Raw genomic sequence first — 20,709 nt, 5'->3', positions numbered from 1 at the left:
GCGGCGTCGCCTTACGGTTGCCGACGAAGAACAGGTAGCCGAGCATTTCCACTTCGCTGCGCTGCTGGCCGTCACCGAGCAGGGAGGCGACGTTGACGCCCAGGTGTTTGCCCAGCAGGTCGAGCATGGCGGCTTCAATGGCGGTGACCACGTGGATGGTGGTGCGCAGGTCAAAAGTCTGCAGGCCGCGGCCCGCGGCGTCGCGGTCAGCAAAGGCGCCGCGCACCTCGTTGAGGACATTTTTGTAGGCGCCGAGGGTTTTGCCGACAATCAGCGGCGTCGCGTCTTCCAGAGTCTGGCGGATTTTTTCGCCGCCGGGGACTTCGCCGACGCCGGTGTTGCCGGCGTTGTCGGTGATAATAACGATGTTACGGGTGAAGAACGGCGCATGCGCACCGCTCAGGTTCATCAGCATGCTGTCATGCCCGGCGACCGGGATCACTTTGACGGATGTTACGACTGGAGTTGAAGACTGGCCTGACATAATTCCTCCTGCGGATAGATGGTAACCGAATACCGACGTCATAAACGGTCATCTGCCATGGATATAAAACGTGGCGCTGAATTGCGTGTTGCCAGGATTCTATGACTTTCATTCCAACAAAAACAGACTGAATGAGTGCTTTATTAATTCAATAATTGAATCAATAAAAATGAAGCAATTCTTTAATTATTAAATGGTTACATTATTTTTAAAACTGTGTGGTGTCATTAAAATATGATCATGTGCAGGCAGGGAAATAACTGAAAATGAACGTGATTGAGGGGATAAAATTTGCCGCAAAACATCGGCAAATTAACCAAATTATAGGTATTTTTATGCGCTTTTTCGCTGTGCTTTTGCCTGTTTTTCTACCCTGGAATAAAGGTGTTTTTCTGTCGTTTGTCCAGTTTAACGCGACGGTATTCACGAAATACAACGCCAAAGTAACATTTGCGTTAAAACAGGCGCTGGTGAGCCCCTCAGATCATTCACAAATGGTCATAGATGCTTTGGGTTATCTTCTTGATGAAAATCTGAAAGCAGAGCTTTCCCGCCGTGTACATGGCCGAAATAGCAGGGCTTATAAAAGCTGCCATTTTGGAAAACAAATGCGAAAGGAGTCACGAATTTTTCGTTTTGGGAGGCTGGTTGCCCGGACAGGTACACATGGGGAGCGGGACTCTACCCGGTAATCCCTTTCACCTCGCGACTGCTACTGGTGAACCTTATCTATTTCTTGGCGCTGTCCGTCGATTTGATCTTTTCGATAGCAGTAATATTTTCTGACATCGCCTCGTTAAGAACTTCAACCGCCGTGGTGGCATCGCGGTTTTTGATCGACATATAAACTTTGATATGGGCTTCCACACTTTCTAGAGTGATCCCCAGCGCACGGTTAAGCTCTTCAAGATAGTAGTAATAGATATCTTTAATAGAGTTCATCACGTTATAAAACACGCTGTTGTGTGATGCCCTGACAATCGCAAGATGGAACTCGTAGTCCGCTGCCGAGTACTTTTTGTAGTCGCCCTTGTTGATCAGCATATTATTAAGCGCTTCTTCAAGCTGGCAGATGTCGTCATCAGTCGCGTGTGTGACCGCGAGCTCCACGCATTTGAACTCCACGGTCTGACGGAAAATCATCATATCGTGAAACTCTTCGCGGCTGAGGTGCATGATTGGGCGCGGATCGTTACTCAACATCTGCGGGGTGAAATTTTCGCTCACGTAACTGCCACTGCCCTGGCGTGTCACCACAATCCCAAGATCGCGAAAGCGCTGAACCGCGCTGCGTACGCTGACCCGGCTGACATTAAATGAAGTGGTCAGCTCCGCTTCTGAAGGCAAACGGCTACCCGGCGCCCAACTGCCATCCAGCAGTTTTGCGCTTATCTGATCATAAATTTCATTTACAACATTCTGTTTTTGAATGGATTTTATGCTCAAGATGGGTATCCGTTAAGGTGTTGCTGAAGTGATTTATTGTATAACAATTCACTTTTAAGAACAAAGCGCCCGGCCGGGCGCTTCTCACCGTTAATCGAAACGAATGAGTACTTTAGCAGAGACATTTTTGTCTGTGGCGGTAATCAACGCGTCTTCAACTTGTTGGGGGGGAAACTCGGCGCTGATAAGCGGGCGAGGATCGACGCGCCCATCTTCCAGCCAGCGTACCGCAGTGATGAACTCACCGATAAAGCGGAATGAACCGACCCAGTTGAGTTCTTTAACCAGCATCGGCGATACCGGCCAGCTTACCGGACTGGCCCCCATGCCTACCTGGACAATCGTACCCGCAGGGCGGGTGAAATCGACGGTGGATGCCACGGCAATCGGCGCGCCGGAGGCCTCAAACACAACGTCAAAATAGCCTTTATGCTGCTGATAACGGACAACCTGTTCTTCATCGCGCGGATCCATTACCGCCGTGGCCCCCATCTGGCGGGCCAGCTCCAGGCAGCGCGGGCTGAGATCGGAAGCCACCAGTTCAGATGCTCCGGCACTGCGCGCCGCCGCGAGGATCAGACAACCAATGGGACCTGCGCCAATCACGAGAACGCGTTTGCCGGTTAACTGGCCCGCCTTTTTTACTGCATGGATGGCGACCGCCAGCGGTTCCGAAAAGGCCATCACGTTTGCGGGCACGCGGCTATCGTAAGGAATACATTGCTCCGGTTTCACCACCACATATTCAGAAAAGCCGCCATTCACATGCGGATTAAACTGCGCGCTGCCCATAAAACGCATGGAGCCACACAGGTTTTGATGGCCGGAAAGGCACATCTCGCACTGATTGCAGGGGCAAGACGGGTTCACCGCAACCGTCTGACCCACTTTCAATTCGCTGTTTGCGGGCACTTTGCTAATTACGCCGACAAACTCATGGCCAATCACCATCGGATGTTTGAGGACAGACATTCCCGCCCGTCCATGCTGATAGTAGTGAATATCAGAGCCACAGATACCGCCACAGGCGACCTTAACGACTACGTCATGTTCACCGTGTTCGATTTCACGTGATTCAAAGCGTATGTCTTTTTCCGCATGGGCCAGACAAGCGTTACAGGTTATTTTTTCCATTTTGATAATGACCTCATTATTTGTTGGCAGTTGCCGGATTAATGGCATTCTTATCCACGGTGTTGGCATTCTTTTTTTCAGGCAGAATGACTTCAATTTTGCCCACCAGGAAGATGTAGGCTAATAAGCCCAGCCCGGCGACGCCTGCGATATACCACATGGCATACTGGAAGTTTTGCGTGCGCTGGAGAATAACCCCAATAACAATTGGGCTAACAATCCCAGAAAGGTTGCCGCAAATATTTAAAAATCCTCCCATGGTGCCGAGGAAATTACGGGGAATCACATCGCTCCAGACTACCCAACCCAGGTTTGAGAAAGCGTTAGCGAAGAACGCGACCGAAAGAATCACAATTGCAATAACCGGCTGGTTTTCAAAGAAGTTCACCAGGCCAATAATCATGGTGACGCACAGGCCAGCCATAACGGGTAATTTCCGTGCCAGTGTTCGGGATTTTCCTTTTTTCAGTAGCATGTCGCTTAACGTACCGCCACAGAGCACGCCAAACATCGCCATAATATAGGGCAGCATGGCACCAATACCGGCTTTGGAAATAGAGAGGTGCAGCCCTTTTTCGAGGTAAACAATAAACCAGGTCAGGAAAAAATAGAGCGTAGACGAGCAGGCAAACTGGGTGATGAACAGACCCCAAATCGTTTTTTTACTGAGGAAGAATTTAATGTCTTGCCAGCTAATTTTCTCGCTAACCGCAGACTGGTTGGCTGAGCCATAGCCACCGCCCGCTTTGATGTAATCCAGTTCGGCCTGGTTCACAGCAGTGCTGTGCTGTGGATCGCGATAATACATAAGCCAGTAGATGCCAAACAGAATCCCTGCGCCACCGGACAGATAAAACGACATTTCCCAACCGTAGCTAGCCACAATAAAGGCGAGGGCAGGGGTCAGCAGTGCGAGACCAAGATATTGCGCACTGGAATAAATTGCGGTTGCACGCGCACGCTCATGGTCCGGGAACCAGGTGGCGATGATTTTTGTGTTAGAGGGAAAGGAGGGCGCTTCGGCAACACCAATTAATGCACGGCAGGCCAGAAGCATCGCAAATGAAGCGGTTGCCGTTGCGAATAAATGGTGTGAGGCGAACCCCATCATAAAAGTAAAAATACTCCAAAGAATAATCGCACCTCCGTAAAGAATACGAGAACCAATGCGATCAAGGACATAGCCGACCGGGATTTGACTGGCAGCATAGGCCCAGGTAAACATGGAGAAAAGCAATCCCAGTTGTGTTGGCGTCAGACTGAAATCATTCTGGATATTCGAACCAGCAACGGCAAGGTTGGCGCGATCCATATAATTAATTGCAGTCACAATAAACAGCAATGTGAGAATAAAGAGTCGTTGTCTTGAAGCCTTCATAATAATACCTGTGTTATATCGGCATGCATCGGGTGAACACATGCCGTCAATTTTAAAGGCGAGTAGGTAGAGTACGGGCGGCTTATAACACTGCGAGCCAGCCACCATCGACGTAAATAATTTGCCCGTTGATATAATCTGATGCTTTGGATGATAAGAAGACGGCGGTGCCGATGAGCTCTTCCGGACGCCCCCAACGCTGAGAAGGGTTGCTGCTTTTCACCCAACTGTCGAACTGCTTGTCTTCGATAAGCGCGGTGTTCATGTCGGTAAGGATGTAGCCGGGCCCAATGGCATTGGTCTGGATATTAAACTGCGCCCATTCTGCGGCCATCGAGCAGGTGAGCATTTTGATGCCACCTTTTGCCGCCGTGTACGGGGCAACGGTAGGGCGGGCCGCCTGGCTGGTGAGCGAACCGATATTAATGATTTTACCGCCGCTGTTGCGCGCAATCATCCGTTTTGCTGCTGCGCGGGAGACCAGAAAAGCGCTGGTGAGGTTGGTGTCGATCACCTTTTGCCAGTTTGCCAGTTCCAGTTCGACCATCGGTTTGCGGTACTGAATACCGGCATTATTGATCAGAATATCAACGCTGATCCCTTCTGCATCGAGCTTGCTAAAAGCTGCCTCAATGGCCTGTTCATCGGTGACGTCGAAAGCCACACCGTGTGCGTCGTAGCCTTTGCTTGTCAGCGTATCCACGGATTCGGCAAGCAGCGTGTCGCGAATATCATTGAGGATAACCCGCGCGCCCGCAGCGGCAAGGCCCTCTGCGTAGGCAAAGCCCAGTCCACGCGCAGAGCCCGTTACCAGTGCCGTTTTCCCGGTTAAATCAAATAAAGCGGTCATGTTGTTTCCTCTCTCGTTTAATTTGTATGACGACTGTCTTTTTAGAGGTTGAATTTTCACCCTGATAAAATCAACAGTTCACCTATAAATTTGCAACAAGGATCACAAACAGTTCCGTATGACGATCGTTTGAATGAATTTAAGCAATTGAATTTAAATTATATATTTGCGTTCTGCTAAATGCGATTTGATCGCTGTCACAGAATGGAACTCACAATCTTCCTCTGTAAAAGAAGCGTGATATAACAATGCCAGGTTGTAGGACAACTTACAAATATGCGTCATGTCGTCCACAACGGTATGACATGCGGTAAATTCGCTGAGTTGAGGAGTGAAAGTGAGTAATCTGAAAATCACCAACGTGAAAACGATTCTGACGGCGCCAGGTGGCATTGATTTGGCGGTTGTTAAGGTTGAGACCAACGAGCCGGGGCTATATGGGTTGGGATGTGCAACATTTACCCAACGTATCTTCGCGGTAAAAAGCGCGATCGATGAGTACATGGCGCCATTCCTGATTGGCAAAGATCCAACGCGTATTGAGGATATCTGGCAATCGGGCGCGGTGAGCGGCTACTGGCGCAATGGCCCTGTTATGAACAATGCGTTGTCCGGTGTGGACATGGCGTTGTGGGATATCAAAGGTAAGCTGGCTGGGATGCCGGTTTATGATCTGCTGGGCGGAAAATGCCGTGATGGGATCCCACTGTATTGTCACACCGACGGTGGCGATGAAGTGGAAGTGGAAGATAACATCCGCGCCAGAATGGAAGAGGGCTACCAGTATGTTCGCTGCCAGATGGGGATGTATGGCGGCGCGGGGACCGATGACCTCAAACTGATCGCCACGCAATTGGCTCGCGCGAAGAACATTCAGCCGAAGCGTTCGCCGCGCAGCAAAACGCCCGGTATCTATTTTGATCCGGATGCCTACGCGAAAAGCGTTCCACGGCTGTTCGATCACCTGCGTAACAAGCTCGGTTTTGGTATCGAATTTATTCATGACGTGCATGAACGCGTGACCCCGGTGACCGCCATTAATCTGGCCAAAACGCTCGAACAGTATCAGCTCTTTTACCTTGAAGATCCGGTGGCGCCGGAAAACATTGACTGGCTGAAAATGCTGCGCCAACAGTCTTCTACCCCCATTTCGATGGGTGAGTTGTTTGTGAATGTGAATGAGTGGAAACCGCTTATCGATAACAAATTGATCGATTACATTCGCTGCCACGTGAGCACCATCGGCGGCATTACGCCAGCGAAGAAGCTCGCCGTCTACAGTGAACTGAACGGTGTGCGTACCGCATGGCATGGGCCGGGCGACATTTCTCCGGTCGGGGTTTGCGCCAACATGCACCTTGATTTGAGCTCGCCGAACTTTGGTATTCAGGAATACACCCCAATGAACGACGCGTTGCGTGATGTCTTCCCGGGATGTCCGGAGATCGATCACGGCTATGCCTACCTGAACGACAAGCCGGGTCTGGGTATCGACATTGACGAAGCCAAAGCGGCGAAATATCCATGTGAGGGGGGAATTCCGTCCTGGACAATGGCGCGTACCCCTGACGGTACGTCTTCAAGACCGTAAATGACAGCCGCCCGGCACACACTGTCGGGCTTAATACCCTCTCCTGGCTGCTGTCCCTGTCCATCAGTTCTATAAACTGTGTTTGATGTCCGGCACTTTCTCCATCACATTTCCCTTATCATTATTCCCGACATGGGAATTTTCTTACGCCACCTTTTTAAAATAAGTCCTTCAATCTCCCTTGTTTGCCTATTAAAAACGGAATAATCGCCACTTTAATAAACGCCGTATATAAATAGAAGAAACTTAGATCGATTTTATCAATAATTGATCAGTATTTAAGCTTTTGCTTTTGTTGGTTTTTATTCGTGTTTTAGGAAAATGAGCATGGATCATTACGTAATTATTATCTATTTTATATAAAACACTAAAGAAATTCCCGGGCAGGTCGATGAATATAAGAATGACCACGGATAATTACACCCGGTATCGAGGAAACGATGAAAGCTGAATCGCAAAGTCAAAGCCACCCTTTACATCTGGATCCGCTATCCGACGAAAATGTCCTGGTTCCGCCATTTGTAAAAACTATTGCGGTGCGGCTGTCCTGGGTAGCCGCTGGCGATGAGAGCGAGCTCTATCAACTTTTATCACGGCCTTATTATCAGGATGAGGTCAGCACTGAACATTTTGCCCGGCTTAGCGCGCGTCTGCCGTTTATCACTTCGCAGCAGGCACCCTTGGCGGTTGCGGATTACACCATTCTGCTGGTGACGGTCTGGTTAAATATTGAAGAGTTGTACCATCGCGGAGTGGTATTGCCGGAGCAGATTATGCAGGGGCTAATGGAAAAAGCGACAACCATGCGGGCGCATGATTGTCGCGAAGAGAATCGGGAACACGGCGATATGTGTCAGCATCCATAATGCTGAAACAGTCCTGGCTACGCCATCACATTGAAATCGATAAAATAGCGTTCCATATATCGTGCAATTGCGTTGCGCAGTATTTCGTATTTCTTACGCATCGGATCGCTGCGATGAAAAATCAGCACCACTTTGCGTTTTGGTTCCGGCGCGATACAGCGCAGATATTTAATGTTCTCATTATTACCATGCTGGGTGGACAGCAGCGGGAAGAAGGAGACGCCGCGGTTGAATGCCACACCGCGACGTAATGTCTCCAGGTGCATTGCCACGAAGCGCGTATCGGGTTCCAGCTCAAACTGATAGCAATAACGCAGCACCTGGCTGTGCAGGCAGTTGCCGTCATCGATCATCAGAATTTTACTGTTTTTCAGATGCCCCATATTAATATCATTAAGACGCGCCCAGGGGTGTTGGTGACTGACGCCGAGCATTAAAGGCTCATCAAATAAAGGCAGTTCCACGTATTTGCTGGTGTCTTTATTGGACGTCATAATGGCGCATTTTATGGCGTCTGACTCCAGCATATTCAGCAATTGGTTGGTTTGCGCCTCATGAATTTCCAGCTCGATTTCCGGGAAATTCTCGTGGCACACGGCGTTCATGTGGGAAAACATGTAAGGCGCCAGGGTTGGAATAATGCCGATATCCAGCGTTTGCGACAGACTCTGATGATAGCTGCTGCTGGCCATATTTTTCAGCGCTTCAATTTCCCGGAGTACGACCTGGGTCTGTTCGACCAGGCGCAATCCCGTCTGTGTGAAGCGGATTTTTCGGGTGGTGCGCTCCAGCAGTTGCAGGCCCAGTTCGTTTTCAAGCTTACGCAATTGGGCACTTAACGTCGGCTGGCTGACATTACATGCTTCCGCTGCGCGCTGAAAATGGCGGTATTTTGCCAGTGCGACAAGATATTCAAGGTTACGGATGTTCATTGATTTCCCCGGCCCGCAGATTCCCACTCTGTTGTGGACGTACAAACACCCCTGTGATTTGCATATGACATCTTATTATTTTCAACTTTGCCATTAAGTCTCTCCCTCATGCCTGCACATGAGATGTGATTGTTTTTTATTATTCGTTAGCGGTTGGCCTTTGTCTTGCCACCCGGATCGCCACACAACGCATCGACCAGCACAGGCGCTTTCCTGGTCGATAAGTGTTTATTCTTTGAGGCGTCCTGCCAGAATCTAATGCTGCCCTCGTGCCTGTCGCGAGGGAGTGCGGCAAATTGCCAAAACAGGTTTAATACCCTTTTAATGACGCGGCGAATAACGAAAGCATATGCAGAGCGGATAAATAATAACCTTCTCCCGGATGCAGGGATTTATCCATTCGTTGATAATCGCCCATCGTTAAATCACGCACCGCCAGAATACCACCGGACATGTCATAATTCGCCTGCCCGTCACCGGAAACATCCACCCAGGCGGGAGTAGCGTTGCGGCTGTAATTCGCCCAGAAATGCCGAAAGTTGTCCATTGAGTGCGGCTGTGTCTCGCTCAAACTTAAATAAAGCGGGATACGGATGGCATCATAACTGAATCGGGCGGGCCAGTTATCGGCAGGCTCGACTTCACCACCATTTTTGACAAAAATCCAGTCGCTGGGTAACTGAGTTTTTCCAAAACGGGCTTTGCCGAGTAATGCAACGCTCGATTTACTGAGTTTTAACCAAATATCATTGTGTCGTTGCTGCCAGAAACTTTCCCACGCCGGAAAGATAAAATATGAAGGATTAATCACGTAACCCTCATCGCGGGTGAATCCTGATAAGCCAGGCAAAAGTAACGTCTGGTTGTCCTGCTCAATAATCAGGCAGTTGATCAGTGCGTCCTGAATATTCTCCGAGGCGGTGAGATAACTTTGGTCATGCCATTTTTTCCCGGCCAGTAATAATGCCCAGGCGATTAACGTATCGCCATCGCTGGCGTTATTTTCATCGGTCACTCGCTTTTCGATGGGGTCATAGCGCCAGGCGAAAAGCCAAAGCGACGGTCGAAGCAGCGTGTTGCGCGTCCAGCGCCACACTTGTTCGAACGTCGCCGGGTCGTTATTCATTACCGCCAGTAACATGCCATAACCCTGCCCCTCAGAGTGGCTGATATCCCCGTTCTCATGATCAACAATGCGGCCATCTTCGTTGAGATAATTATGCTTAAATAGCGTCCAGTTATTATCCTGCGCCTGTGTTGAGAATGACATAATGGCTAATGAAAGGGATAAACAGGTCATTAACCAGGCAGTTCTTAACATGAGATTTCCTGTTATTGAATGAGGCTACCCGTGAAAGAAAAGATCTACGGCGTTACCGGTTGTGGAACGAATTACAGTACGGCTTCGGCCTCAGCGCGGGCCAGCACAAGCTCATCACGCAGCCAGTGGCGGAAAGTTTCGCCGGTAGCGCCATGTCGCAAACCGTACTCAACAAAGGCTTTCATGTAGCCAATTTTATCGCCACAGTCATGGGATTTACCGGTCAGGCAGTAAGCTTCAACCGGGGATTGCTCAAGCAGCATGGCAATAGCATCGGTTAACTGAATTTCACCGCCTGCCCCGACAGGGGTTTTGTGCAACAGCGGCCAGATAGCCTTCGACAACACATAGCGCCCCACAACGGCCATATCCGACGGCGCATCCGCCACTTTAGGTTTCTCCACCATGCCACGCACAAGGCCAAAGCCACCTTCTGACAGGTTGTAACCGCCACAGTCGACCACGCCATAGCGCGAGACATCTTCATGTGCCACGCGCTCAATCATTAGCTGGCTCGCGCCGGTGCTGGTGAAGCGGTTGATCATCGCGGCAAGATTGTCCTGTGCGATGTTGCACCGGCTGTCGTCAATGAGCACATCCGGCAGGACCACGATAAAATCGTTGTCGCCTATCAGCGATTCAGCACACAGCACGGCGTGGCCCAGGCCTTTCGAATGCCCCTGACGGACATGCATAATCTTCATACCTGCCGGGCAAATGGTCCGCACTTCTTCCAGCAGTTGGTTTTTCACACGTGATTCCAGAAGAGACTCCAGCTCAAAGGAGGTATCGAAATGGTTTTCGATAGCATTCTTTGAGGAGTGGGTCACCAGCACGATTTCCCGGACACCGCTGGCATAACACTCCTGCACGATATACTGGATCAGTGGCTTATCCACCACGGGTAACATCTCTTTGGGGATAGCTTTGGTGGCGGGCAGCATACGCGTACCGAGGCCTGCGACCGGGATGACAGCCTTTAACATTCTTATTTCCTCTGGAGACAAACTCTGTTTTTGTGTGAACTTAAATATCAGCACTCGAGGGTACTGATAATTCCGCCAGGCTCGGTTACTCCGGTCACCTGATAATTAATAAAATCGTCTCCGCCTTGTGCTTTAACTTTATAAAGCGCGGTGTCGGCGGCTTTTAATACCGATGAAAAATTCGGCCCATGTTCGGGATATCTGGCTACGCCAATACTGACCGATAACCCGACCGGCTGAGCCTGAGAGGTTATGGTCATGGGCTGGCGAGTTTCCTCGACAATGTGCTGTAATAATTGTCGTCCGTCGGGCTCATCAATACCTTCGATAAAGGTCAGGGCAAATTCATCCCCCCCAAGTCGACCTAACAGGGTATCTTGCGAAATACAGTTTTTCACCCGGCTAATAAAACAGCGCAGCACCTCATCGCCGGCAGCATGTCCCAGATCGTCATTGATATTTTTGAAGTTATCCAGATCAAGAATCGCCACGAATGTGTGGGCGCCATGCGCTCTGGCGGCACGGATTTTTTTGCGGCTACGGATAAAATAGCCTTGTCGATTCAACGTCCTGGTCAGGGCGTCATTGTGCGCGCGATAGTGTAACTTCTCGCGTATGGTCATATGCCGCGTAATATCAAAGCCCAGCATCACGAAGGCGAACACTTCGCCCTGTTCATCTTTGCGCGGCGTTAATCGGGCATCAATCCACAGTTGTTCGCCATTCTTTGTTGGCTGATAAATTTCACCGTGCCAGGTTTCACCAGTAAGCAGGATAATATTTATCGCCGTGAGTACTGACGAGGATGATGCTTCATCCGTGGCCTGGAATAATACTTTGCCCTTAATTTCATCACTGCTAAAACCGCTTAACTGGCAGAAATAGCGATTGGCAAAAATAATACGCCCGGCGGTATCAAAGACCAGTGAAACAAAGGCATTTTCCTCCATAAAGTGAACATCTTCGAGCTCGAGTTTTTTTCCAGCAACAATAATTTCATTCAACATAATGGTCACCTGACTGTCTCTGTTCAGGATGGAAATGCCTTTGCGGCGTTATTCGCTGATGGCGTAACGGAAAATCAATACATCTTCGGTGGCGTTATCTTTCCAGCGAACCGGAACATGGTTACCCGCCCCCTGAGAAACCAGCCACTGCGAATAGGCCCCTTCCAGTACGGTAGCACTGGCGCGGCGCCAGCCCGCTTCATCGCGATGCTCCGGCGCGTGCGGCCAGGCGCAATGCATCAGAATAAGTTCACGCTGTGCCGGGGCCATCTTGACGAATCCCCAGTTAAACAGCTCCAGTACGCGGTTGATGCTGCTCTCCAGTTCGCTCACCGTAGTGGCACGATCGATGGGATACCACTGGGCCATCATCTGTCCAATACGTCTCAGCGCTTCCGGGTCTTTGTCCGACTGCCCGTCTGAAAACTCATTGAAAAACAGATACACCAGGTCATGCCAGCCTGCCTGATAGTTGCGTTGCAAATAGGTGTCTTGGTTACTAAACATCATTCATCCCACGGGTTATTTGTTTTTGTCGACAAAATATTTAAAATAAAACAACGCCTTACCTTCGTTATAACTGCCGAAAGTGTCATATCCCAGATTGGCGCCGAGCGCCACGTTGTCGCTCAGGCGATAGCGTGCGTCGACGCCCAACGTATAGCCCACACCGTTTTTCGCGGAGGCTTTGTACACCGAATCCACGTTGTCGACGGTACTGGCCAGGCTATTCAGTTGTGACTGCAAACTGCTGTGGCCGGGGAAGTAGTCACTCTGATCCTGTCGCCAGGATTGATACCCCACCGCGCCATTCAGCGTCAGGTCCCATTTATCTATCTTGCGTGTCAGGGTGACGGGCAGCGAGACCGCCATATAGTTTTGCGGACTGAAATAGCCGCCCTGACCGAGGCTGTAGTTACTCAGGTTGCGGTCAAAGTCCATGTAATTGACGTTGACGCCCATCTTGAGTTCGCTTTCTGTGGTGCGGAACAGGCGTAAATAGCTGCCTGCCAGCGCGTTGACCGAGTGGTTGGTTGGCACGTTTTCGCCAATCCAGGTATCAAAGCCCAGACGGGCATATAAACCCACAAGATCGTTATCCCACGCGTACTGGGCCGAGACGCCGTTACGGGTGACCGCCCCCCAGCTTTCGCCGGTGGTTTTATCTTTCGCACCGACATATGAGAGCAGGCTATCGGTGACCGCACGGCGCTCAGCTTTCAAATCGAGTGAGCTGTTGCGCGACAGTTTCGGCATCCACTCGACACCGCCGACCAGGCGGGTGAACTCACCGCCGGTTGGCGTATTGCCGATATCCAGTTTGTAGCTGTCGCCGGTCAGGCTCAGGTTGGTCTCCATACCGTTTGCCTGTTGGCCGCTCTGGGCGTCCGCATCGGTTGATGTGGTGGTCGTGGTTGTACTTGCGGCGGCGGCCAGTTTGGTGGCATGCGTGATCTGACCCGAACCAAAGCGGTTTGCCGAGTTGCCGGACATCTCTCCGGCATTCAATGAGACCGGCGAGACGTTCAGGCTCAGACGGGCGCTATCGGTTATCGTGCCGGAAATCGTTAGCGGCGCTTTCACCTCGTCCAGTGCGCCAAGGCCAGACTCACCGCTACGGGTGCGCAGTGACACACCGCCACCTGTCCAGGTCGCGGTCTTGTCCTGCAGATCCTGCATCATGTTATTAATGCTGGTCATTGCGGTCTGTTGTGCCTGCTGCGTGGGGGAGGGGAGGGAGACAACGTCGCTTATCACGTCGCTTTCATCTTCCTCTGTACCCTGTTGCAGACGCCACTGTGCGGTACGCAACAGCGACATTGCCCGTTGATTTTCACCGTTTGCGGCCGCCACTCTCGCGGCCAGCATCATGTAATCTGCATCCTGCGATGGTTCCAGCGCGCTAAACGCTCGGCGGGCGGCATCATGGTCATTACGTGCCAGCGCCAGGTTGACGATCCCGGTTAACGCCTGCTTGTCGCGTGGCGATTTGCGCAGCACGAACGTGTAAATCTCATCGGCTTTATCGTCCATATGATCGGACTGATACACCCGCGCCATCGCCAGTAACAAATCGGTATTAGCCGGGTTGGCGCGCAGGGCGGGCATCACCAGGTTCCAGGCGGCATCGGGTTTGCCTTTTTCGCGTAACCGGTCGGCGCGGGCAATGACGCTGGCGATACGAATATTGTCGATCTCTTGCTGGCTGGCGCTGTTTTGCAGCACCGGCGAGTTAAGCACGCTTTCTGCTTCCGCAAAGCGCCCGGCCTGGTTCAGCACGCGGATTTGCCCGGCATAGTCGGCCAGGGTTCCATGCAGCCCCTGAGCCTGGTTTTCACGAACCAGTTGCAGAGCAAGCGGCGTATCCCCGGCCTGCATCATCAACTGAGCGTAACGGCCAAGATCGACAGGCGTTTGCGGCGGCGTACGTTCCAGCGATCGCAGGGAGTTGCGGGCGGCCTGTGTATTACCCTGACGCAGATAGTTCTGGGCGATATCCATTTGCAGGTTGCTCTGAACGCGGCTGTTGAGCGCCGTCATGTCAGCGCTGAATGTCGCGCGTGGGACCTGCGAAAGGAGACTCTGGCTTTTCGACCAGTCGTTATCCTCGGCGGCATATACCGCGGCGGCATACAGCGCTTCATTACGCTTGTCGGCATGTTGCGCCACGCTTGCCATCAGCGTGGCGGCCTGCTGTTTCTGCCCGGCTTTACGCAACTGACGGGCATAATCGAGTTGCAGCCAGACGTTTTGCGGGTATTTGCCGCAGGCAGCCTGCAGGATCTGCATGGCTTTCGACCCATTGCCCGACTGCAATGCAGCCTGCGCGGCTTTACGCTCGTCATCACCGTTATCGCCAAAGGTGGCGTAGCGGGTTCGCAGACTGGCGGGCAGCGTGCGTAGGATCTGCTCGGCTTCGGTCTGTTTGTTTTGCTGACGCAGTACCCACATCAGGCCGGTGCGGACATCGGTATTTTGCGGGTTATCCGCCAGCAACTGGCGATAGACCTGCTCCGATTCCGCCGGTTTACCCTGACGGCGCAGGATGTCGGCGCGTAGCATATCTGCTGCCTGACGCTGGCGGGAGTCGCTGCCGGCGCTGGTGTCCAGGCTGGCGAGTGCGTCGGCATAGCGTCCTTTCTGATTCAGGCTGCGGGCCTCGTTTAGCGAGGCGTAGAACCGCGCATTGTCGGCATCCTTCGCCCACTGCAGGCTGTTCTCGTTGTTGCTATTTTCCTGTGATGCGCGGCGCAGATACTTTTGGGCATCCGCAAAGCGGCTCTGGCGCAGCGCCACATAGCCCATTCCGGCGAGCGCGTTGCCATTGCTGGCCTGCCCCTGCAAAACCTGGGCGAATTTGTCCTTCGCTGAATCGAGATCGCCGCTGTTCAACGCATCAAAACCGGATTTGGTCGCATCCCCTTCCACGCTCTTGCGGTAGTGGTCCATCGGCGCGTTATCTTCCGGGTGTCGCTGAGCATAACTGGTATAAACGGGCAGATCCGATGCTTTAGGTTCCAGCCACAGCAGCGCCTGTTGCAGCGCTTTATCGGCGCTTTTGTCATCTGCGGCGATGGCCGACAGTTGTGCTATCCCTTCGCGACGGGTCTCTTGCTGCCAGGTCAGCGCCATTGCCAGCGCCTGCTTGCTGGCGTTGTCATCCGGCATCATTTTCACGCGCTGACGCAGGGCGGCCACCCCTTCTGACCAGGTGGCGCTGTCGCCCGCCATCGTCTGGTAATACTCCAGCGCGAGTTCATCCGGCGGGTTGCCTTTAAACAGCGCGCGATAGGCTGCAACCGCCTCTTTGGTTTGCCCGTGCTGTGCCAGGTTACGCGCCGCATTGAGCTGAGAGGGTGAAATGGACTGCATCGAGTTGGCACTGTTCAGCGCCGACAGGCGCGGGTCCTGCGGGGCTATCTCAGCCATTTTTTTGCGCCAGATGTCTGCCTGCTGGGTGTTACCCCGCTGGAGCTGATAAAGCGCCGTCAGGTACATCGCGTCGACGTTGTGTTCATCCACTGCCAGCACTTTTTGCAGCGCTTCGAGCGCCATATCATCATGTGCTTTACTGTGCCAGTAGCTTGCCTGGGTCAGCAGTTTTTTGACCGCCGCATCATTGGCGCTCTGGCTGGCATCCGTTGTGTCGGCGGCAGATGCCGGGTGGCTCGTGCCAATCAGACACAGCAGGTAAAAGGCGTGCGTCAGTGGTTTGCCAATAATACGCTTATTCATGTTCGGTCTTATCCTGCAGGCGTTGCTGAGCGTGTCGCTTCAACGTGCGGTACAACATGGGGCTGGCAATCGCGGCAATCAGACACGCGAGAAGCGACAGCCAGAAAATGTGTTGGCTGGCGAACCACAAAATCATCAGATAACCCGGCAGGTCGCCACGGGTAAATTGCTCACCAACGCGCCAGCTACGCACATCGCCAGCATCTCCGGTCGCCACAAAATCGCCGTTCGCATTGCTTTTAAACGTCGGTTTCGTCATATCATCCGGCAGTTGCTGCAACTGATGATCGTCAGTGCCGGTGGCAATCACCACCACACGCCCGGTGTTCCAGGGCGAACGAACGCTCACCAGGCCACGCCACTGGCTGGAGTCGCTGAGGTAACTTGCGGCATCGATATCTGTCCGTGCCTGCTCGCCGCTGAACAGTGATGTCAGGCGGCTGAAGACGCTGGCGGTACTCACTTCTAGCGTGTTTTCATTAAGTGAGAAGGCGCTGCCCTGTAACAGTGGTTTGAGCAGTTCACCATTACGCAGGCTGCCAATGGCGAGCACGTCGCTACTGGCTAACTGTTGCTGCCCGCTCTCCTGTTGCGGCATTCCGGTGAACAGATGCAGGTAGCTGGCGCTAACACCCGTATCACGCCCGGATTTCGCCATCAGGTTCAGCAGCACAGAGGTCTCTTCCAGGTTCGGGTGCGCAGACATCAGAACACTGGTGTTCGCCAGGTCAGCGTTGCGGGTGAATGGGAACATGGCATTGCTGAACCAGTTCAGATTTGGCAACTGCCCAAAGTGCCACGAATGGGAGAAATCCAGCGTTGAGTTGCCATCAATGCGGCTCTGAACGTTGTCATCGCCCAGCGCATTACAGGGGGCATTTTTCTGCGGTTTGATACCAAACCAGAAACCCAGTTGGTTACTACCGAGAATGGCGCGTGGGTCAATATTCACCACCGCGCTTTGCTGGCGCTGGGTCAGACCGAGCATATTCATTACCGGTGCGAAAATGCCGTCTTTGCTCACCGGCAGGCGCTTGAGGAACTCACCGTTCAGGCTGACATTGAGGAACGAGTTGCTGTCATCGATCCAGACTTTCTGCGCAAAACTGTAAGTGAGACGCAGCGGTACGGCGCTGCCATCCCACATAAAGAGATCCGGCGCGGTGACGAAGGGGAGCTGGTTTTCCCCATGCCAGACACCGTGCGCCACCAGAGTGCCGTCATCAGCCTGTAAGCTGCGAAGCGCAACCGGATGGCTGGTGTTGACCCAGCGTGGGGCGTCGTATTCGCCACGTTGCGTCATTTTTACCGCCGTCACTTGTAGAGTATCGCTGTCTGGCAGGGCCGGTTGGGTAAGACGCCAGGCGGCCTGGCGCAGTTCTGTCTCGTTGTGGCCGCTTATCACCAGCAGCTTGTAAGCCGGGTTCAGCGGGTTATCAATCACCTGCAACGCCGCCCCTGGGTTTTCGCCGAGGGTCACCTCACCGATATGATCGCCAGGTTTGCCCAGTAAAATACCGTTACCTGCAGGCAGCGTGTTGTACTGCACATCGAAATGGCTGGGCTTCCCGGCACTCATCACGCCAAAGTGTGAGGTGACGATAGCGGCTGCGGTAAGAACATCCGCGTCGGGGCTGGTGGAAAAGGCGATGCTCAGCGCCTGATCTTTAGTCTGCTTCGTATCAAAGAACGGGCGAGGGAAGGTGCTGAGCGTTTTGCGCACGTTCAGCCACAGCCCCTGATAATTGAGCGTCGATGTTGGTGTTAACGTCACGCGGTAATCTTCCGGCAGCGTGCGCTGACAGCTCCAGCCATTATTGATAATGTCGTCGCTGGTTTTTAACTGGAAACTCAGGTTATTACCCGAGGCAATCATTGATGCCGGAACATCCAGATTCCAGAAGCCTTTCTCCTGCTGGACCTGATCGAGCGGAATGGCACCCAGCGGTTGCCCGTTAAGCATCAATTGCAGGTTTTCGCCTGGTACATCCGTGCGGTTCACTTCCACATTCAGACTGATATGTGCATCGGTAATCACCAGATCGCCCGGCAGCGTAAAACTCACGCCATTCTGCAACTGTTGGCCGGAAAGGGTCAGGCCGCCTGCGGCCCCCATATCGCCAAAGCTCAACGAACTGGAGATGTTCTGATTGCTGGCATTTGGCGCGGCGGCGACAACCGCAGCGGGGGGGGCCTGAGTGCTTTTTACCCCTTGCAGCGGTGGCAGTTCCGGCAGTGCGTCATTGTTGGTCGACAGTGCCGCCCAGGCGATACCGCTAGTGCCACACAGCAAGACCGTGGCTAACAGCTGAGGATTACAGCGCATGTTTAACCTCTTCCTGGTTTTTCGCCACGGTGGCCATTTTGCATTTCACCGTTGCTCTGCTTTTTTTACGGCCGAAGAACAGTTCCCATACACACTGCAAAATGCCTGCGAAAGAGGCCAGCGGGCGGTCCGGGGCATGTGGCGGTTTGTACCAGGCATCAGCGCGGGAGAGCACTACGCGTACCAGTTTGCGGCGTTCATTGAGAGGCAGGTTGTCGAACTCTACGCGAATATCGTTGTTTCCCACGCCAGCGGCACGCAGCGGCACATGGGCAATTTCATTCCCCAGCCCCAGTTCAATCTGTACCGGGACTTTGTAGCGCAGGTCTTCCCCTTTCTGTAGCGCCACGCGCGCACCGCCCATGGAGATATCAAAGGTGCGGGTGAGCATGTGTGAACCGTCAGAGAAAAGTACTTTTGTCGGCAGACTGGCGTAGATGCGGATCGTTTTGCGGATCTGCTTACTCTCTTTCGCCACGGCGATTGAGGCCAATAAAATGATGGTGCTAAAGCAGCCCCAGGCGATGTTAAAAAGGATGACGCGGGGGTCGATGCCTGCGTAGTCATTCATGTAATAACGCACGCCGACCCAGATCATACTGCCGACCATCAGCAGCACAGTGATAATCAGCGGGCGCACGGTATAGGCATCAAAGTAATCGCGATCGGTCAGATCGCCTTTATCCGTCACGTTAAATTTCCCAAGGCGCGGCGAGATAAGGCTAAGCAGCGTCGGGAGAATCAGATGGAAGGCCATCACCGTCTCATAGATTTCCCCCCAGAACGCGTAGCGATACCTGCCTGTGATGCGCGAGTTCACGAGGGTGGAAAGCACCAGGTGCGGCAACACATAGGAGAAAATCAGCGTCGCGGACGAAGAGATAATGTTCAGGTTAAACAGCATAAAGACCAGCGGTGAGGTAAGGAATACCACTCGCGGCAACCCATACTGAAAGTGCAGCATCGCATTGAGGTAGCACAAACGCTGGGTCAGCTTGAGGCCGCGCCCGAGCAGCGGATTATCGATACGGAAAATCTGCGTCATGCCGCGCGCCCAGCGAATACGCTGGTTCACATGCAGCGCCAGACGTTCGGTCGCCAGGCCTGCCGCCAGAGGAATATCAAGAAACGCCGTATTCCAGCCGCGACGCTGTAGTTTCAGTGCGGTATGGGCATCTTCGGTGACCGTTTCGACCGCAAAACCGCCCACTTCCTCAAGCGCGGAGCGCCGGATAACTGCACAGGAGCCGCAGAAGAAGGTCGCATTCCAGTTGTCGTTACCCTGCTGAACCGGGCCGTAGAAGAGTGCGCCTTCATGGGGCACTTTCTTTGCTGCCGTCAGGTTACGTTCAAACGGATCCGGGGAATAGAAGTGGTGCGGTGTCTGAATCAGCGCCAGTTTGTCATCACGGAAGAACTCGCCGACGGTCGCCTGCAGGAACACGCGGGTCGCCACGTGGTCGCAGTCGAATACGCAGATAAGCTCACCTTCGGTGAGGGTCATCGCGTGGTTGAGGTTACCAGCCTTCGCATGGCTGTTATCCGGGCGAGTCAGATAGCCTACACCTGCTTGCGCAGCGAAATCCCGGAACTCATCCCGCTTGCCATCGTCCAGAATATAGACCTTCACTTTATCCTGTGGATATTCGATGCACTGCGCCGCCAGCACCGTATCGCGAACCACGTCGAGGCTTTCATTATATGAAGGCACATAGATATCGACGGTCGGCCAGGTATGGTGATCTTTCGGCATCGGGGCAATGGGGCGCTCCAGCGGCCAGGCCATTTGTACATAGCCGAGCACCAGAATAGTCCAGGAATAGATTTCAGCCGCAAAAAGCAAACCGCCGAGTACCATCTCCAGCGTGGAGTCGAAATGCAGCGTCGTCGTTGCGCGCCACCAGATATAACGTGTGGACATCAGCAGCGAAAATACCAGCATAGCCAGGACCGATTTTTTGCTTTTAAATCGACCAAGAATAAAAACGGCCACAATCACTGACAGGCCGAAAAGGTATTGTTTATCGCTGCTCATTGGGGTGACTACCACCAACAACGATAATAAAAGCAGCGTCAGCGTGAGAATAATTCCGATGATTTTTTGCATGTTTAATAATCTGTACGGAAAACAGTAAGGCCGACCGGTCTGTTT

General features: G+C 52.7%; 15 protein-coding genes and 1 pseudogene. 3 read left to right on the top strand and 13 right to left on the bottom strand.

Translation table 11 applies throughout. The features are described 5' to 3' along the window. Nucleotides 1-484: pseudogene (gudD, locus tag ABU190_RS22540) on the bottom strand (glucarate dehydratase); the annotation flags it as partial. A 266-nt stretch (nucleotides 485-750) separates the two neighbouring features. Here gudD and ABU190_RS22535 point away from each other — a divergent pair. Then, on the top strand, nucleotides 751-1,176 hold the full coding sequence (locus tag ABU190_RS22535; RefSeq protein WP_354692452.1) for a hypothetical protein: 426 nt from the start codon (nucleotides 751-753) through the stop codon (nucleotides 1,174-1,176). 37 nt (nucleotides 1,177-1,213) lie between these two features. On the opposite strand, the gene ABU190_RS22530 is transcribed toward ABU190_RS22535, so the two are convergent. The 4 genes from ABU190_RS22530 to ABU190_RS22515 all read right to left on the bottom strand — a co-directional run bounded on the left by ABU190_RS22530 (nucleotide 1,214) and on the right by ABU190_RS22515 (nucleotide 5,292). After that, nucleotides 1,214-1,930, bottom strand: coding sequence for a FadR/GntR family transcriptional regulator (locus ABU190_RS22530; protein WP_354692451.1), 717 nt, complete (start codon nucleotides 1,928-1,930; stop codon nucleotides 1,214-1,216). A 90-nt stretch (nucleotides 1,931-2,020) separates the two neighbouring features. After that, complete coding sequence (idnD, locus tag ABU190_RS22525; protein WP_354692450.1) at nucleotides 2,021-3,112, bottom strand: L-idonate 5-dehydrogenase; 1,092 nt, start codon at nucleotides 3,110-3,112, stop codon at nucleotides 2,021-2,023. Next, nucleotides 3,081-4,442 carry an MFS transporter gene (locus ABU190_RS22520; RefSeq protein ID WP_079498535.1) on the bottom strand — a complete coding sequence of 454 codons (1,362 nt, stop codon included), beginning with the start codon at nucleotides 4,440-4,442 and terminating at the stop codon, nucleotides 3,081-3,083. Before ABU190_RS22520 ends, idnD begins: the two co-directional genes overlap by 32 nt. Nucleotides 4,443-4,524: 82 nt before the next feature. Further along, nucleotides 4,525-5,292, bottom strand: a complete 768-nt coding sequence (locus ABU190_RS22515; protein ID WP_354692449.1) for an SDR family oxidoreductase — start codon at nucleotides 5,290-5,292, stop codon at nucleotides 4,525-4,527. 337 nt (nucleotides 5,293-5,629) lie between these two features. Here ABU190_RS22515 and ABU190_RS22510 point away from each other — a divergent pair, with 337 nt between their 5' ends. Next, entirely contained in the window at nucleotides 5,630-6,883 is a 1,254-nt protein-coding gene (locus ABU190_RS22510) for an enolase C-terminal domain-like protein (RefSeq protein ID WP_039077147.1), read from the top strand. A 440-nt stretch (nucleotides 6,884-7,323) separates the two neighbouring features. After that, nucleotides 7,324-7,749: a hypothetical protein gene (locus ABU190_RS22505; RefSeq protein WP_354692448.1), complete on the top strand. Its 426-nt coding sequence runs from the start codon at nucleotides 7,324-7,326 to the stop codon at nucleotides 7,747-7,749. A gap of 17 nt (nucleotides 7,750-7,766) precedes the next feature. Here ABU190_RS22505 and oxyR read toward each other — a convergent pair whose 3' ends face one another. The 8 genes from oxyR to bcsA form a co-directional block, all read right to left on the bottom strand. Continuing rightward, complete coding sequence (gene oxyR / locus ABU190_RS22500) at nucleotides 7,767-8,681, bottom strand: DNA-binding transcriptional regulator OxyR (protein WP_039077145.1); 915 nt, start codon at nucleotides 8,679-8,681, stop codon at nucleotides 7,767-7,769. A 310-nt stretch (nucleotides 8,682-8,991) separates the two neighbouring features. Next, a complete protein-coding gene (locus tag ABU190_RS22495; protein WP_107223935.1) occupies nucleotides 8,992-10,002 on the bottom strand; it encodes a glycosyl hydrolase family 8 in 1,011 nt (336 codons plus the stop codon). A gap of 71 nt (nucleotides 10,003-10,073) precedes the next feature. Continuing rightward, nucleotides 10,074-10,994: a UTP--glucose-1-phosphate uridylyltransferase GalU gene (galU, locus tag ABU190_RS22490; protein WP_222556912.1), complete on the bottom strand. Its 921-nt coding sequence runs from the start codon at nucleotides 10,992-10,994 to the stop codon at nucleotides 10,074-10,076. Nucleotides 10,995-11,035: 41 nt separating this feature from the next. Further along, complete coding sequence (locus tag ABU190_RS22485) at nucleotides 11,036-11,995, bottom strand: sensor domain-containing diguanylate cyclase (protein WP_317078224.1); 960 nt, start codon at nucleotides 11,993-11,995, stop codon at nucleotides 11,036-11,038. A gap of 48 nt (nucleotides 11,996-12,043) precedes the next feature. Then, nucleotides 12,044-12,505 carry a cellulose biosynthesis protein BcsD gene (bcsD, locus tag ABU190_RS22480; protein ID WP_039077141.1) on the bottom strand — a complete coding sequence of 154 codons (462 nt, stop codon included), beginning with the start codon at nucleotides 12,503-12,505 and terminating at the stop codon, nucleotides 12,044-12,046. 12 nt (nucleotides 12,506-12,517) lie between these two features. Further along, nucleotides 12,518-16,231 (bottom strand): cellulose synthase subunit BcsC-related outer membrane protein, encoded by a 3,714-nt coding sequence (locus ABU190_RS22475; protein WP_354692447.1) that lies wholly within the window; start codon nucleotides 16,229-16,231, stop codon nucleotides 12,518-12,520. After that, on the bottom strand, nucleotides 16,224-18,557 hold the full coding sequence (locus ABU190_RS22470) for a cellulose biosynthesis cyclic di-GMP-binding regulatory protein BcsB (protein WP_354692446.1): 2,334 nt from the start codon (nucleotides 18,555-18,557) through the stop codon (nucleotides 16,224-16,226). Before ABU190_RS22470 ends, ABU190_RS22475 begins: the two co-directional genes overlap by 8 nt. After that, on the bottom strand, nucleotides 18,547-20,664 hold the full coding sequence (gene bcsA, locus ABU190_RS22465) for a UDP-forming cellulose synthase catalytic subunit (RefSeq protein ID WP_354692445.1): 2,118 nt from the start codon (nucleotides 20,662-20,664) through the stop codon (nucleotides 18,547-18,549). Before bcsA ends, ABU190_RS22470 begins: the two co-directional genes overlap by 11 nt. Nucleotides 20,665-20,709 lie beyond the last annotated feature (45 nt).

This window comes from Phytobacter sp. RSE-02, assembly GCF_040578655.1.
GTDB lineage: Bacteria > Pseudomonadota > Gammaproteobacteria > Enterobacterales > Enterobacteriaceae > Phytobacter > Phytobacter diazotrophicus.
This window is presented reverse-complemented; position numbering and strand designations above follow the sequence as displayed.